This is a genomic window from Marinobacter alkalisoli (assembly GCF_045449855.1).
Classification (GTDB): Bacteria; Pseudomonadota; Gammaproteobacteria; order Pseudomonadales; family Oleiphilaceae; genus Marinobacter.
Genome location: NZ_JBJJLC010000061.1, coordinates 1 through 14,921, shown reverse-complemented (window position 1 = coordinate 14,921; position 14,921 = coordinate 1). Strand labels below are relative to the sequence as shown.

The 14,921-nt window shown below is 58.7% G+C and carries 13 protein-coding genes; 5 read left to right on the top strand and 8 right to left on the bottom strand.

The features are described from left to right. Nucleotides 1–67: 67 nt before the first annotated feature. The 3 genes from ACJO5Y_RS20215 to ACJO5Y_RS20205 are packed head-to-tail and all read right to left on the bottom strand — an operon-like array spanning nt 68 to nt 3,056. Nucleotides 68–1,114, bottom strand: coding sequence for a FecCD family ABC transporter permease (locus ACJO5Y_RS20215; RefSeq protein ID WP_406989678.1), 1,047 nt, complete (start codon nt 1,112–1,114; stop codon nt 68–70). Further along, nucleotides 1,111–2,115, bottom strand: coding sequence for a FecCD family ABC transporter permease (locus ACJO5Y_RS20210; RefSeq protein ID WP_406989676.1), 1,005 nt, complete (start codon nt 2,113–2,115; stop codon nt 1,111–1,113). Before ACJO5Y_RS20210 ends, ACJO5Y_RS20215 begins: the two co-directional genes overlap by 4 nt. After that, complete coding sequence (locus ACJO5Y_RS20205) at nt 2,109–3,056, bottom strand: ABC transporter substrate-binding protein (protein WP_406989675.1); 948 nt, start codon at nt 3,054–3,056, stop codon at nt 2,109–2,111. The genes ACJO5Y_RS20210 and ACJO5Y_RS20205 overlap by 7 nt, the downstream gene beginning before the upstream one ends. 97 nt (nt 3,057–3,153) lie before the next feature. Between ACJO5Y_RS20205 and ACJO5Y_RS20200 the strand changes: the two genes are divergently transcribed. Together ACJO5Y_RS20200 and ACJO5Y_RS20195 are read left to right on the top strand one after the other, a co-directional pair. Beyond that, nucleotides 3,154–4,020, top strand: a complete 867-nt coding sequence (locus ACJO5Y_RS20200) for an ABC transporter ATP-binding protein (protein ID WP_406989754.1) — start codon at nt 3,154–3,156, stop codon at nt 4,018–4,020. Beyond that, nucleotides 4,017–4,934 (top strand): ferredoxin family protein, encoded by a 918-nt coding sequence (locus ACJO5Y_RS20195; RefSeq protein ID WP_406989673.1) that lies wholly within the window; start codon nt 4,017–4,019, stop codon nt 4,932–4,934. Before ACJO5Y_RS20200 ends, ACJO5Y_RS20195 begins: the two co-directional genes overlap by 4 nt. 55 nt (nt 4,935–4,989) lie before the next feature. Here ACJO5Y_RS20195 and ACJO5Y_RS20190 read toward each other — a convergent pair whose 3' ends face one another. The 4 genes from ACJO5Y_RS20190 to ACJO5Y_RS20175 form a co-directional block, all read right to left on the bottom strand. Beyond that, nucleotides 4,990–7,107: a TonB-dependent receptor gene (locus ACJO5Y_RS20190; RefSeq protein WP_406989671.1), complete on the bottom strand. Its 2,118-nt coding sequence runs from the start codon at nt 7,105–7,107 to the stop codon at nt 4,990–4,992. 82 nt (nt 7,108–7,189) lie between these two features. Further along, nucleotides 7,190–7,936, bottom strand: a complete 747-nt coding sequence (locus ACJO5Y_RS20185; RefSeq protein ID WP_406989669.1) for an amino acid ABC transporter ATP-binding protein — start codon at nt 7,934–7,936, stop codon at nt 7,190–7,192. Next, entirely contained in the window at nt 7,933–8,607 is a 675-nt protein-coding gene (locus ACJO5Y_RS20180; protein ID WP_406989667.1) for an amino acid ABC transporter permease, read from the bottom strand. The genes ACJO5Y_RS20185 and ACJO5Y_RS20180 overlap by 4 nt, the downstream gene beginning before the upstream one ends. 25 nt (nt 8,608–8,632) lie before the next feature. Then, the gene (locus ACJO5Y_RS20175; RefSeq protein WP_406989665.1) at nt 8,633–9,388 is read right to left on the bottom strand and encodes an amino acid ABC transporter substrate-binding protein; all 756 of its coding nucleotides are present in this window, start codon (nt 9,386–9,388) and stop codon (nt 8,633–8,635) included. Nucleotides 9,389–9,517: 129 nt separating this feature from the next. Here ACJO5Y_RS20175 and ACJO5Y_RS20170 point away from each other — a divergent pair, with 129 nt between their 5' ends. Continuing rightward, nucleotides 9,518–10,579 carry a methyltransferase domain-containing protein gene (locus ACJO5Y_RS20170; protein WP_406989663.1) on the top strand — a complete coding sequence of 354 codons (1,062 nt, stop codon included), beginning with the start codon at nt 9,518–9,520 and terminating at the stop codon, nt 10,577–10,579. 34 nt (nt 10,580–10,613) lie between these two features. Here ACJO5Y_RS20170 and ACJO5Y_RS20165 read toward each other — a convergent pair whose 3' ends face one another. Continuing rightward, the gene (locus ACJO5Y_RS20165; protein ID WP_406989662.1) at nt 10,614–11,369 is read right to left on the bottom strand and encodes a YiiX/YebB-like N1pC/P60 family cysteine hydrolase; all 756 of its coding nucleotides are present in this window, start codon (nt 11,367–11,369) and stop codon (nt 10,614–10,616) included. A gap of 312 nt (nt 11,370–11,681) precedes the next feature. Between ACJO5Y_RS20165 and ACJO5Y_RS20160 the strand changes: the two genes are divergently transcribed. Together ACJO5Y_RS20160 and ACJO5Y_RS20155 are read left to right on the top strand one after the other, a co-directional pair. Further along, a complete protein-coding gene (locus ACJO5Y_RS20160; protein ID WP_406989660.1) occupies nt 11,682–13,892 on the top strand; it encodes a dihydrolipoyl dehydrogenase family protein in 2,211 nt (736 codons plus the stop codon). Next, nucleotides 13,858–14,829 carry a radical SAM protein gene (locus ACJO5Y_RS20155; RefSeq protein WP_406989658.1) on the top strand — a complete coding sequence of 324 codons (972 nt, stop codon included), beginning with the start codon at nt 13,858–13,860 and terminating at the stop codon, nt 14,827–14,829. Before ACJO5Y_RS20160 ends, ACJO5Y_RS20155 begins: the two co-directional genes overlap by 35 nt. Nucleotides 14,830–14,921: the final 92 nt, after the last annotated feature.

Below are 14,921 nucleotides of genomic sequence, written 5' to 3'. Positions count from 1 at the left end.
CTCTCAATCCTGAAACGAACCCCGGGGTATCTGCTCCGGGGGTCGTTTCACATTCCCTGCATTGTCCTCAAGACCCACCGCGCCTGAGTCGATAGAGCAGATAAACGAAAAACGGCGCGCCGATACCGGCGACAAAAATACCAGCGGGCAGGTCCCTTGGTATAAAGGCAACCCGCCCGATCCAGTCCGCATAGAGAAGAATCAGCGCCCCGATCAGCGCCGCAACCGGTAACAGCCCCGTGTACCCGCTGGTGATCAGGCGACGTGCCATATGGGGGGCGATCAGGCCGATAAATCCGACGGCGCCGGCATAGGCGACGGCGGAACCCGCCATGACGACTGCCAGCACCAGGAACATCAGCCGATGACCCTGCAAGGCGCTGCCCAGTCCCTGGGCCGTGTCATCCCCCATGGATTGGGCATCCAGGTGTCTCAGCCGGACCAGTGCCAGCGGCCAGCACAGCACCAGCCACGGCGCCAGCGCCGTGACGTCATGCCATTGCGAGGCGTAGAGGCTGCCGGTCAGCCAGATGTAGGCGTCCATGGCAGTTGAGTCGGGGCTGAGCACCAGTAACAGGGTGGTGACGGCGGTCAGGGCTGCCGCAAGGCCGACACCGACCAGAACCAGCCTTGAGGGGCTGACACCTTTTTGCCAGGCCAGTAGGGTGATGCACAGGGCCACCGCGAATGCCCCGCCCATGGCGACGGGCGCCAGCAGCAGTGAGGTGCCGGTTACGCCACCGAGCCAGAGAAACAGGACAGCGGCCGCCGAAGCGCCACTGGTAATTCCGATGACGTCCGGGGAGGCGAGCGGGTTTCTCACCAGGCCCTGGAGAATCAGGCCGGCGGACCCAAGGGCGCCCCCCACCAGAATGGCCATGACAATCCTGGGTAAGCGGATCTCCAGAACGATCAGCCCGAGGTCGGACGTGCCGGGGGATACCAGTGCCTCCAGAACCTCGGCAAGGGACGCGGGATGGCTGCCCGAACTCAGCGCGAGGAGACTGCTGACGGCGAGCAGGGCCGCCAAAGCCAGGGTGACACCCAGTACCCGGACGTTCAGCTTTACCGACCAGCGGTCACCGGGTGTGCGGAGAACAACGGAACGGGTCATGATGACTTTCTCACCTGTCGTGCAAGGTGGAGGAATAACGGCGTGCCCAACAAGGCGGTCATCACCCCCACCGGGATTTCCTGTGGCGGAATTACCAGTCGCGCAACGGTATCCGCAGTGAGCAGCAGTGCGGCTCCGAGCAAGGCGGACGTTGGCAGTACCCAGCGATGGTCGGTTCCGAAAAGCCCCCGCGCCATGTGGGGCACTATCAGGCCAACAAACCCGATCAACCCAGCCATGGCTACCGAGGTTCCCGCCAGTACAATCACCACCAGACCGGTCAGCAACCGCACCTGGCCCACTCTCAGACCCAGGCCGCGAATGACCTCATCGTCCAGTCCCAGCAGGTTCAGCTGGGGGGACAGCAGCAGCGCAATAACCAGCGCGATGGCGAATACCGGCAGCAAGGGCAGCACCGCATCCAGTTCGCGCCCGGACACCGATCCGGCCAACCAGAACAGGATGCTCTCAAAACGGTCCTGGTTGAGAATCAGCAGGCCCTGAGCGAAGGATACAAACAGGGCCGTGACGGCGACACCGGCCAGAACCGTCCGCACCGGGGAAATGCCACTGGGCGCTTCCTGGCCCAGGAAATACACCAGCAGGGCGGCGATGGCGGCGCCGACAAAGGCGGCCCATACCAGTTCGGACGGGGACACCAGCGAGAACAGCGTAGCGCCGACCACGACGAAAAACATGGCCCCCGCATTAATGCCAAGAATACCGGGTGACGCCAGCGGGTTGCGGGTGAGCGTCTGCATCAGGGCACCGGCGATGGCCAGGCCGGCGCCGACAATCAGCGCAGTTACAGTGCGTGAGAATCGCTCGGTCCGAATGACCAGGTGCTCCAGTGAGCCGGGGTCATAATCCAGGAAGCTCCGCAGCAGCATGTCGAAGGACACCTGAATGTGCCCGAACAGCAGGCTCGACATGGCGGCCAGCAACAACAGGACCAGGCAGGCTAGCGTGCCGGAAGCCCTTGCGATCAGGGACGTCAGCATTGGGCACACTCCCTGTCGGCTGGCTGCTCAAGGCCATAGTGTTCGTACAGTTCATCCAGCATCCGGTTGGCGGCGATAATACCGGCGCCCATGTTCCAGGTCACGGGATCAACCCGGTAGACCTCGCCACGCTGGGCCGCGCGCAGGTTTTGCCACAGCGGGTGGCTGGTCCAGGCCTCATAGGTGCGCTGCACGGAGGGATCGTCGTCCATGAAGATAAACACCGCCTCGGCATCCATGGCCGGAATGCTTTCCTGACTGGTGAGTTTTATGCCCCAGCTCTCCTTGCGGTGATCCGGCGGCGCGACGAATCCCAGCTCATCAAGAACCGTGCGGGCGAAGCCGCCATAGTAGATGCGCGCGTGATCGGCGCGGAAGCTGAGGATCGCCACTTCCTGGGGCCAGCGGTCACCGAGTTTGCGACGGATCCGGGTCTGGAAGTCCTCTACCCGACTTTGCCAGTGATCCAGCAGTTGCTGCCCGCGCGTGGTCCGCCCGGTAGCGTTCGCCATCAGTTTTAACAACGCCTTGAAGTTGTAGAGGTCACGGGGAACGACGGTGGGCGCAATGCGGGTCAGCAGTGGGTAAATGGTCCGATGCCGGTTGCGGGCACCGATAATCAGATCCGGTGACAGCCAGGCGATACGCTCCAGATCCGGCTGGGTTTCGAGCCCTAGGAAGCGGACGTCTGGCAGGTCTTCCCGCAGATAGCGATACATGGGTTTTTCAGTCCAGGATTCCACCACCCCCACCGGTTCAATACCCAGTGCGACGGCGGTATCGGTAGCACCCTGGTAAAGGGAAACAATGCGCCCGGGCTTGCCCTCAATGATTGTCTTGCCAAGGGCGTGTTCCACGATGGTGACAGGGCCCGTAGCGCTTGCCGGGACTGGCCAGAGCCATCCCGTAGCGATCAGGAGCAGGCCGGCGTAACGGAGCATGATAAATCCGGTTGGTTAACGGTCAGCGATGGTTGACCGATTTGATAATGAGAATAGGAGATAATATCATTTGCGTATCCCGGAAAGCGACGCCAATATGCCCTTTGATCGACATTCTTCCAGCTCAACCCCTGCTGATTCGCACCGCTTATGTGGTGAGGCGTTGTCCGTTGGTTACAACGGCAGCCAGGTACTGACGGATGTGGATTTCACCCTTCAGGATGGCAGCGTCACCGTATTGCTTGGCCCCAACGGCAGTGGCAAGTCAACATTACTGAAAACCCTGGCGAGAACGCTTGAGCCCAATGCGGGCAAGGTTCTGCTGGACGGCGGGGATATTCACCGGCAATCTACCCGGTTGGTGGCGCAACGACTTGGCATCCTGCCGCAGAGCCCGTCCGCACCGGACGGATTGACGGTGCGGGAACTGGTCGGCCTGGGGCGCTTTCCCTACCAGAGCCTGATGCGCCAGTGGTCCCGGCGTGACGAAGCCGCGGTGGAAGAAGCCATGGCGGTTGCCGATGTTGCCCAGTTTGCCGATCGTCCGGTGGATGCCCTCAGTGGCGGGCAACGTCAACGTTGCTGGATCGCCATGGTGCTTGCCCAGGACACGGATCTGTTGTTGCTGGATGAGCCCACTACGTTTCTCGACCTGAAAGTTCAGGTCGACCTGCTGGAATTGCTGGTCTCACTGGCACACCATCGGGACCGGACACTGCTGGTGGTCCTGCACGACCTGAACCTGGCGGCGGCTTACGCAGACCGGCTGGTGATGATGAAAGCAGGCAAAATATTGCACAGTGGTGCTCCCGAGGAGGTGTTTACGGCCGCAAATCTGAAAGAGGTGTTTGATCTGGATGCGCAGGTTCTCCATGAGCCGGTTAGTGGTCGTCCGGTCTGTGTGCCCGTGAAAGGTTCGGTGGCTGCGCCACGGGGTGTCGGCGCTTCGGTAGCGACGGTATGAGCGCATCCGATCATCAGTTCTGCTCCGTCGAAAGTCTTCGGGCCGGTGACCCCCTCGCCGGGACAGGAACCCATGTCGCCAGCAACCTGCTCATCAGTTGGCCCCGTCCAAAATGGTCCCGCAGCCTCCGCCTTGCCATCGATATGGATGAGGACCTGACTCAGCGGATAGAGCGACTCGCCGCCAGTGGCCGGCGGGTGAACCTGATCGACCAGCGTGGCTGGCCAGCCCGCTGCCATCGGATCTATCAGTTGCCGGAAGGCCGGTATTTCGATGTCGACCGAAGCGACCTTGCTGATTTCCTGGCGGCGGTGGAATCCGGCAGTGATCTGGCCAGTTGGTCTGGTACGCCGATGACAGAATCGCTGGTGCTTTGTTGTACCCACGGCAAGAAAGACAAATGCTGCGCCAAATTCGGCTACGCGGCCTATCGTGAGCTTGCGGCCACGGTAAACGACCGGGATTTGCCCTTTGAAGTCTGGGAGAGCTCCCATCTGGGTGGTTGCCGGCTGTCGGCCAGCGTGATGGTGTTTCCCGCCATGCGCAAATACGGTCGGGTTGCACCGAACCATGTCTTGCCGCTGCTTGAGCATGAAGCTGAAGGGATCCCCTACCTGCCCTGTTATCGCGGGCATTCCCGGCTGAACCCACCCCAACAGTGCGCCGAGATTGCGGCATTGGAGTGGTTGTCGGAACGCAGGATTACCGCAAGCCTGACGCTCGGGACCGATTCAGATTCCGGCAAGGGAGAGGAAGAGACCGTGCGGGTGGACTGGACGGCGGCTAATACTTCGGGGGCGCTGATTGTCGAGTGCGGAACCACCGAGGTGATGCGGGTAGATACCTGTGCCGACCTTGATGAAGGCCCCACACCTTCACTTTGCTGGAAGGTAAACGACATCAGGCCGCTGTAGAAGCGGCCTGATGTCCTTGTCGCACAGGCGAGACCTGTGCATACGCTCTACTCTCTTACCAATCGATCCCATAGGTCAGCATGACCGTGCGGCCCGGGGCCTGGGTGTACTGGGTGTCGAAGTTGTAGATCTGTGAAATCACCGGGAAGTAATCTTCGTTCAACAGATTGTTGATCGCCAGGGTGATGTCACCGTTTCCGGTCCGCCAGCGGCTGGTCAGATCCAGTACCGTGTAGGATTCCACTTCACCTTGTCCGAATCCGCTGCCGCTGAAGCGGTCGCGGTCACCAACCACAAGAGCTTGCAGGCGATTGGTCCAGCGTGCGCTGGTATCATGCTCCACGTAGCCGGTCACCTTGAGCGGTGGGATCCTGTTGCCGAGCAGATAGGTGTCGTAGCTGCCGTTATCGTCGGAATCCACCTTGCCTTCCATCCAGCTAAAGGTACCGCCGGCACTCAGGTCACGGGTCGGGTAGGTGTTGAGTTCCGCCTCAAAACCGTAGATGCGCTCAGGGCTTCGGAGCACCGGGATGGGTTCGTTGGGACCGGCAGCAACAAGGCTGGTGCCCAGGTCAGACTCGCTGTAAAACAGGGTCAGGGCGAGATCGGCGCGATCCCATACGGCCTCGGTGCCAAGCTCGTAGTTGTCGACCACTTGTGGCTCCGGACGGATCTGCTCCAGAGAGGTTCCCTGCTGGGGCTGGCGCAGGGTGCGGCCGATTTCCGGTACGGTGAAGCCCTGGGAGAAGCTGGCCGTGGCGGCCCAGACATTGTTCACCTGGTACCGGACACCGGTATTGAACACGGTTTCGCTGTATTCCAGCTCCCCGCCTTCGACATCCGCACCAAAGACAGTGGTGTAGTCGTCCACTTCAAACCAGAATTTTTCGTAGCGAATGCCGGCGTTGACTGTCCATTTCGGATCCAATCGGAGTTCTGCCTGCAGGAATGGCGCCACGCTGTTCTGGTCCATTTCCGGCACGAAGGTCCGCCCGTCTTCCAGTGGCTGGGAGGTGGTTTCCAGCAGGGTATCCAGACCCCAGAGCACTTTGGCACCGGACATCAGATCAAACGGTGTCTCGAAATCGAGGCGTGAACCGATACGTTCGGACTCGGTGAGTGACTGGCCGCCACCGGGGTAAAATGTGGCGAAGTATCCGAAGCGGGTCATGAAATCGCGATAGTACAGTTGCGCACCGAATGAGGTATCGCCGAACAGCTGGCGGTCGCTGTAGGTCAGGTTCACATTCAGGTTTTCGGTGCCCTGGTCTTTGCCACCCGGGTCGCCTTTAACGGCACGGGTCTTCCGCTCTCCATGCACGCCGGCCTCAAGGACATAGTTGGTGTCCTGTTTGATGTCGTAGTAGCTGGTGGTCAGTTCGAGGCGTTTATCCGCATCCAGGTCAAAGCCGAGTTTGGCCAGAAGGTCGAACTCGCGGGAGTCGGCAATACCGCCCTGACCGTTCGGATCCGGCGGAATGCGGTCGGCATCGGCATCGAAGAACGAGGCGCGCTGCTCATAGGCACCGCGGAACTGGTAGTCAAAGTCGCCGGAGCCACCGGTCACGCTTTGTGACAGCCCAAATTGATCGCTGTCTTTGACGTGCTCGGTGGAGAATCCGCCATTCAGCTCGGTGCGGTAAAGCGGCGCCCCTTTTTCATTCTTGCGGGTAATGATGTTGATGATGCCACCGGTACCACCGAATCCGTAAACACCGGTGGAGCCACGGATAACCTCAATGCGCTCAATGGATGATGGGTCAATGGAATTCAACGAGTGCAAGCCGTCACGCAGACTGATGGTCTGGGGAATGCCGTCAATCAGAACGAACAGGTTGCGCCCCCTCAGCGTCTGGGCCACGGTGGTCAGACCGTGGGTAGAGGGCGACAGGCCCGGAACGGTCTTTGCGAGGATATCGCCAACATTGCCACCCAAAGAGGCCTGCTTATCAATATCGTCCCGATCGACAACCGTCACGGCACCGGGGTTCACGTTCAGTGAATCGAGGCCACGGGTAGCGGTTACCTCCAGTGTATCCAGGGATTGCGGGTTCTGATCGGCGCCTTCCTGGGCTGTAGCCGTTGAAGCGCATCCCAGCGCAAGAATCAGAGCGTAACGCAGCTTGTTGATCTGGGGAGACATCATGGACACCTTGATGGTTGCATCTATCAAAGGTGCGAAATCTAAACTAAATGTAATTGATTATCAATACAGAAGGGTGGGGTAAATACTTATTCGATATGACCGACCCATTTCACACTGGATTGGTGGCCAGGATCTTTTTCAGGAAATCCTTGGTACGGGGATCCTTCGGATTGTAGAAGATTTCGCTGGGTGGTCCCTGCTCGACAATGCGGCCACCGTCGATAAAGATCACCCGGTCGGCCACGTCCCGGGCGAAGGACATTTCGTGGGTGACCACCATCATGGTCTGGCGCTCTGACGCCAGCTGTTTCATCAGCCCCAGCACCTCTTCCACCCACTCGGGATCCAGGGACGACGTGGGCTCATCAAACAGGATGACTTCCGCGCCGGCGGCCATGGCGCGGCCAATACCGACCCGTTGTTGTTGGCCACCGGACATGGAGGCGGGGTAGGCATCCGCCTTGTCGGCCAGGCCGATCTGTTCGAGTATTTCCCGGGCCCGTTTGTAAGCCTTTTCCTTCGGCCACCGGTCCACCACCAGCAGACGCTCGGCGATGTTCTGTAGCGCGGTTTTGTTGGCAAACAGCGCGTAGTTCTGGAATACGAATGCGGTGCGCCGCCGCATGGAGAGGATATCCGCTCGACTGGCTCGCTTTACATCCACTGTAAGATCACCCACGGTCATGGTGCCGGCGGTGGGTTGTTCCAGGAAATTGATGCAGCGCAGCAGGGTGGATTTGCCGGTTCCCGAGGGACCAATGATCACGACGATTTCGCCTTTCTCAATCGTGAGGTCGATCCCGTTGAGGACCACCGTCTTGCCGAAATGTTTGCTCAGTGATTCCAGTTTGATCATCGGCTATAGGCCTTGTTCAGGCGGATCTCCAGGTAGTTCTGAAGCTTTGAAAGCAGTTCAACCACGATCCAGTAAATGATGGCGGCCACTATGAACGCCTCGAAGTACAGGAAGCTGCCGGAAGCCTCTTTCTGGGTGGCGCCCATCAGTTCCGTGACCCCCAGGGTAAAGGCCAGGGAGGTGGCCTTTATCATATCGATGAAGTAGTTCATCAGCGTGGGCAGCGCCACCCGTGTGGCCTGGGGCAGGACGATCCGCCGCATCATCTGGCCGTTGGTCATGCCGATCGACAGTGCCGCTTCGGTCTGGCTGCGGTCAACACCAACGATGGCGGCACGGATTGATTCGGCCATATAGGCCGAGAAGTGCATGGTCAGACCCATGATGGTTGCGGTAATGCCGTCTATCACGGTTAATGCACTGACCAGTTGTGGCAATCCGTAGTAGAACAGGAACAGTTGCACCAGCAGGGGTGTGCCCCTGAAGAATGAAATGAATACGATGGTCAGCTGGTTGAGCACCGGGATACTCAGCACCCGGACGACGGCAAACAGGCAGGCGAGAATCAGCGCCAGGACCATCCCGATACCCGCTAACTGCAGAGTGAGGGGCAGGTACCTGAGCAGAACAGGCACCAGCCCAAGCATGTACTCGACGTTCAACACGTCCATAGGAAATCAGGCCTCGGTGCGCCCCTCAGGGCTGTGTGATGTCCGTGCCGAACCACTTCTCTGAAATGGACGCCAGGGTTCCGTTGTCACGCAGGGTCGCCAGGGCTTTGTTGACCTCGTCCCGCAGGGCTCGCCCGGCCTCGGTATCCTGGAACGGGTAGGCGTTGGTGATCTGGGAGAACGTTGGGCCGGCAAGTGCGAGCGGCAGGGGCTTCTCCTTGATGATCTGACTGGCGCTGACCCTGTCCATCACGAAGGCATCAACACGGCCAAGAGCGGTATCCCGCTCCAGGTTGCTGTCATAGGTCTTGATGTTGATTTCATCGGCGTAGGGCAGCTCCCGCAGCAGGTCTTCGAAATTCGAGCCCAGATTCACCGCGACGGTCTTGCCCTTCAGGTCTTCCACGCCCTGGATCTCGGTGTTGCCTTCCTTGACCACCACCTGGGCGCCGTCATAGACGTAGGGATCGCTGAAAATATACGCTTTCTGGCGTTCCTCGGTGATGGTGATCTGGTTGGCGACGGTATCGATGCGCCCCGATTCCAGCATGCCAAACAGGCCCGAGAAGTTGGCGGTTTCGTACTTGATGTCTCGACCCATTTCCTTGGCTAGGGCGTTCATGATATCGACGTCAAAGCCTTTGAGTTCATCCTGCTCGACAAACGTAAACGGGAAATACTGGCCGGACATCCCGACTCTTAACGGGTTATCCTGCGCAAGCAAAGGTGCGCTTGCGAACAGGGAGATTATCATTAACGTAGTGACCAATAGCGTTTTCATAAAGCCTCCTTCCGGCGGGTATCGTACCTAAAGCATAGACTGAGGTTAAAATTGGGCAATGACACTAAGGAGTTATGCCGAGGCCTCCTGAACACGTGTCTATCATTTGACGACAAAGCGAGGAATACCATGGTCCATGATCAGGTGAAGGACTATTACGGGAAAGTGTTGCAAAAATCCGATGACCTGCAGACCAATGCCTGTTGCACCGATGAAGCCATGCCCGGTCATCTGAAGCCCATCATTGGCAAGATTCACGATGAAGTCCTGATCCGTTATTACGGCTGCGGGCTGGTGGCGCCGGAACAACTGGAAGGTATGCGGATTCTTGACCTGGGCAGCGGCTCCGGTCGGGATGTCTATGCGTTGTCGGCTCTGGTCGGGGAATCGGGGGAAGTGGTCGGCGTCGATATGACTGATGAACAGCTGGACGTGGCGCGGCGGCACGTGGATTTCCATGCAGAGACCTTTGGTTTTGCCAAACCCAATGTCCGGTTCCTCAAGGGCTATATCGAAAAGCTGGACGAGCTGGATCTGGAACCGGGTAGCTTCGACATCATTGTCTCCAACTGCGTGATCAATCTCTCTCCGGACAAGCCAGCGGTGCTGAGAGAGGCCTATCGTCTGTTGAAGCCCGGTGGTGAAATGTACTTTTCCGACGTCTATTCCGATCGGAGAATTCCCGAGTCTCTGGTTAATGATCCGGTGTTGTACGGCGAATGCCTCAGTGGCGCGCTGTACTGGAATGATTTTGAGAATATGGCAAAAGCCGCCGGATTTGCCGACCCGCGCCTGGTGAAAGACAGTCCCATCACCATCAACAGTGCCGCGCAAAAGGAAAAAACCGGCCCGATCCGCTTCTTCTCGGCCACCTACCGGCTGTTCAAACTGGAGGGCCTGGAGCCCGCCTGCGAGGATTACGGCCAGGCGGTGATCTATCGCGGCACCATTGCGCACCACCCGCATCAGTTTGATCTCGACAAACACCATGCCATTCCGGCGGGAAAAGTATTCCCTGTGTGCGGCAATACCTGGCACATGCTGAGAGACACCCGCTTTGCCGAGCATTTTGAATTCCTCGGCGATGGGGAGACTCATTTTGGAATTTTCAGGGATTGTGGGGTTGATATGCCCTTTACAGCCGGTGATAACGCGGGCGACGCATCATCTGGCCAGGGAGGATGCTGTTGACGGCCTGATTGCCATCAGCATCTGGTCCCGAGAACTATGGGTCCTCCCACTCGATGGCGCGGTAGTCGAAATCGCCCTCAATGGTGGGTTTGATAATCCGGAAATAGGGGGAGGCATCAAAGTCTCTCGGCGTGAACAGGGAGTGATGCCGGACTCGGAACCGCTCAATCTCGCAGTCTTCGCAGTCCGGATCATCCGCCGGAAGCGTTTTTACCACTGGCAGGATCGGATAGCGCAGCTGCTGGAACCCTTCGGCAATAAAGGTTGAACAGATGGCCCGGGTGGGATCACCGCTCCCGAATGCCAGCAGTTTGTGTCTGTGACGTGCTGGCACCGGGGGTGTTGGAAACAGATACCGTGCCAGATCAAACACGTTTTTCATGTCGTATTGCTGGCCCTGGCGGAGGATGGCGTATTCCGTCAACTGCTGAATGTCACTGGCACTGAGGCCGACCGGTCGACAGATGCGAGTGTGAGCATGACGGTAAAAAGACAGTGGTAGCGTGCGAATGCCTTCTTCAAGGTCAGCCTCAATGAGTACGTTAGGCTCCCCGCTGTCCGCAATTCCCAAACCGGCCTCCGGGCCGAGATACAGGGCTGCGTGAGACCAGGTGGACTGGGTCAGGTACTTGATCGCAACACTGACCCGCGTGTTCCCATCCACCAGCAGCACGTCTCCGGGCTGAATGACATTCACCAGTGCTTCCCAGGTTGATGTCCTGATGGAATGACGGGTGATCTGTTTGGAAAGGTAGGCGGCCAGTCGTCTGGAAAGCCAGTTCAGAAGCATGCATTACCCCGGTAGCGTCTATGTGGTTCTTGATAACATAGACAAACAATCGGGAACACCGTTACCCGGCAGTTCTGAACAACGTCTTCCGATACCGCAAAAAGTTCACGGTGAACCTCCGCCAACGTCGTGATCAATTTGTTAAAGAATTATGAGCGCAGGTTGACACATATTGTGCCGGGATTACGTACAACGGGGTATGGCAGCACGGCACTGCGACATCAATTTCGATTTTCTGTAACACTTTCGCCAATCGCGTGTCATAGCGGCATTGAGTGAGCGATAACAAGTACAGGCAACAAGGATTAATTCATGAGATCAAAGAAATGGATTCTGGTCGCGGTGATCGCGGCGGTGGTTATCGGCTTCATTGCCAGCGGCGGTGATGAACTGCTGACGCTGCAGAATCTCAAGGATAACCAGCTGCTTCTGGAAAGCTGGATTGAACGGAACCTGGTGGTGTCGGTGCTGGGCTTTTTCCTGATCTATGTGGTTGTTACCGCCCTGTCACTGCCTGGTGCGGCAATTATGTCACTGGCGGGTGGAGCTTTCTTTGGTCTTTCCATCGGTGTTGCGGTGGCGTCTGTTGCTTCAACGCTTGGGGCCACGCTGGCCTTTCTCATCGCGAGGTTTGTGCTCAGGGAGCCCCTCCGCCGCAAATATGCCGACATCATTGCCCGAATGGATCGTGGGGTTGAGAAAGACGGCGCGTTTTATCTGGCGACCATGCGGCTAATACCGCAGTTCCCGTTCTTTTTGATTAATATCGCCATGGGGCTCACTGCCATTAAGCTGAAAACCTACACCCTGGTGAGTTGGGTTGCCATGTTGCCAGCCACGTTTGTCTTCGTGCTTGCAGGCACCGAGCTGGGGAGTGTTCAGTCATTAGGCGATATTTTCTCAGTAGAAATCCTGTTGTCATTCGGGCTCTTGGCGACGTTTCCCCTGATCGCGAAATTCGTGGTGGGTTTCATCCGTCGTCGCCGGGTCTACGCGGGCTGGCAGAAGCCAGAATCCTTTGACTACAACCTGCTGGTGATTGGCGGCGGCTCCGCCGGTCTGGTCTCGGCCTATATTGCCGCCGCCGTGAAAGCGAAGGTGGCGCTGATCGAAAAGCACAAGATGGGTGGCGACTGCCTGAACACCGGGTGTGTGCCCTCCAAGGCGTTGATTCGCAGTGCCAAGGCGGCGGATACCATGCGCCATGGCAACCGCTACGGCCTGGAATCCGTGCCGGTGAAAGGCTCGTTCAAAAACATCATGAATCGCGTGCAGGAGGTGGTGGCCAAGGTGGAGCCCCACGACTCGCCCGAGCGCTACCGGAATCTGGGGGTGGATTGCATCTTTGGCGAGGCCAGCTTCGTATCTCCCTGGGAGCTGGAGGTAAAACACAGCGACGGTCGTACCGAACGGCTGACCGCCCGTAGTATCGTGATCGCCACCGGCGGCAAGCCGGCCATGCCACCGATCCCGGGCCTTAAGGATATGAACCCGCTGAACTCGGACAATCTCTGGCAGTTGCAGGATCAGCCCGAGCGCCTGCTGGTGCTGGGTGGCGGGCCCATCGGTGCGGAACTGGTTCATGCCTTTGCCCGCCTTGGCAGCAAAGTGACCCAGGTAGAAATGGGGGATCGACTGCTGCTGAAAGAAGACGCCGAGGTCTCCGAGGTGATCAGAAAGCAGTTTGAACAGGACGGCATCGACGTGAGGCTGGGTCATACCGCGAAAGAATTCGCCGTCGAAGACGGGGAGAAAGTGGTGTATTGCGAGCACCAGGGAGAGCGCATCCGGATACCTTTTGATGAGGTACTGGTGGCCGTGGGCCGTGCTGCCAACACCGAGGGCCTGGGTCTCAGTAACATCGGCGTTGAGCCCCTGCCCAATGGCACCGTGCCGGTGGCAAATGACATGAGTCTGCGCTTTCCGAACATCTTTGCCTGTGGTGATGTGGCCGGGCCGTACCAGTTTACCCATGCGGCGGCCCATCAGGCCTGGTATGCGGCGGTGAACGGCCTGTTCGGCCAGTTCAAACGCTTTAAGGTGGATTACCGCGTCATGCCCTGGGTGACCTTCACTTCACCGGAAGTGGCCCGGGTCGGCCTCAGCGAAGCTGAGGCAAAGGAAAAAGGGATAACCTACGAGGTCACCCGGTATGAGCTGGACGATCTGGACCGTGCCATTACCGAAAGCGAGGACTATGGCTTTATCAAGGTGCTGACACCCCCGGGCAAGGACAAGATCCTGGGCGCGGTGGTGGTCGGTTCCCACGCCGGGGAAATCCTTGCGGAATTCACCCTGGCGATGAAACACGGCCTGGGCCTGAACAAGATCCTGGGAACGATCCACCCCTACCCGACCTGGAACGAATCGGCCAAATACGCCGCCGGCGAGTGGAAACGTGCCCACGCCCCCCAGGGCATTCTGAAGCTGCTGGAAAAGCTGCACGGCTGGCGCCGTGGCAAAAACACGAAATCACCGAGGAGCACCTATGCCCCTGACCGAAACCCGACCGGCCCGCAGTAAACGCATTCCGGCCGTGGAAGTCCTCGAACCCAGGGCGTTCGACAGCTGGACCCACACCCGCAACGGTGACCCGCGCGGCTACATCGACGCGGATAAGCTGAAGGAGCTGTGGATCCACACCGGCACCGCCTGCAACCTGGCGTGCCCGTTCTGCCTGGAAGGCTCCCACCCCGGTGACGGTCGGATTCCGGGCATGAAGCTCAGCGATGTAAAACCGTTTATTCACGAAGCCATCGACATGGGCGTGGAACAGTTCTCTTTCACTGGCGGTGAGCCCTTCGTGATCCGGGATTTCGTCAACATTCTGAATTACGCCAGCCAGCATCGGCCCTGTTTCGTTCTGACCAACGCCACCGAGCCCCTGCTGAAGCGCCGCCACCAGGTGTTGCCGTTGCTGGATAACCCCTACGAGATCCACTTCCGGGTCAGCCTGGACTTCCCGGACCGGGCTCGCCACGACAAGGATCGCGGCGAAGGCAGTTTCGACCAGGCACTGGAGGGCATTCACTGGCTGATCGAGCAGGGCTTCAAAGTGTCCATTGCACGCCAGACCGATCCCGAAGAAATCCCGGCTGATGTTGAAGCCGCATTCCGGCAGATTTTCCGCGAGTGGCATATTCCCGAGAACCTGGCATTCACCGCCTTCCCGGATCTGGGCACGCCGGGTTCCGAAGATGGCAGCCCCGAGATCACCGAAACCTGCATGGAGAAGTACCCGACCAAGGAAAGCCGGGCCCACTTCATGTGTACCTATACGCGGATGCTGGTGAAAAAAGGCGATCAGGTTCGGGTCTATGCCTGCACGCTGGTGGACGATGATCCCCAGTACGACCTCGGCGGCACCCTGGCCGAAAGCATGGATGAGCGCATCATGTTGAGGCATCACCGGTGTTTTGCCTGTTATCGGTTTGGCGCCAGTTGTTCGGAGCCTGGCTGATTCGGGTTCCGGGGTTGTGTTCTATAGCCTGCGGGCTTTGAGTTGCGGCCTTCGGGGTTGGGGAGACCCTCCAAAACGAGAACCGTGGCTTC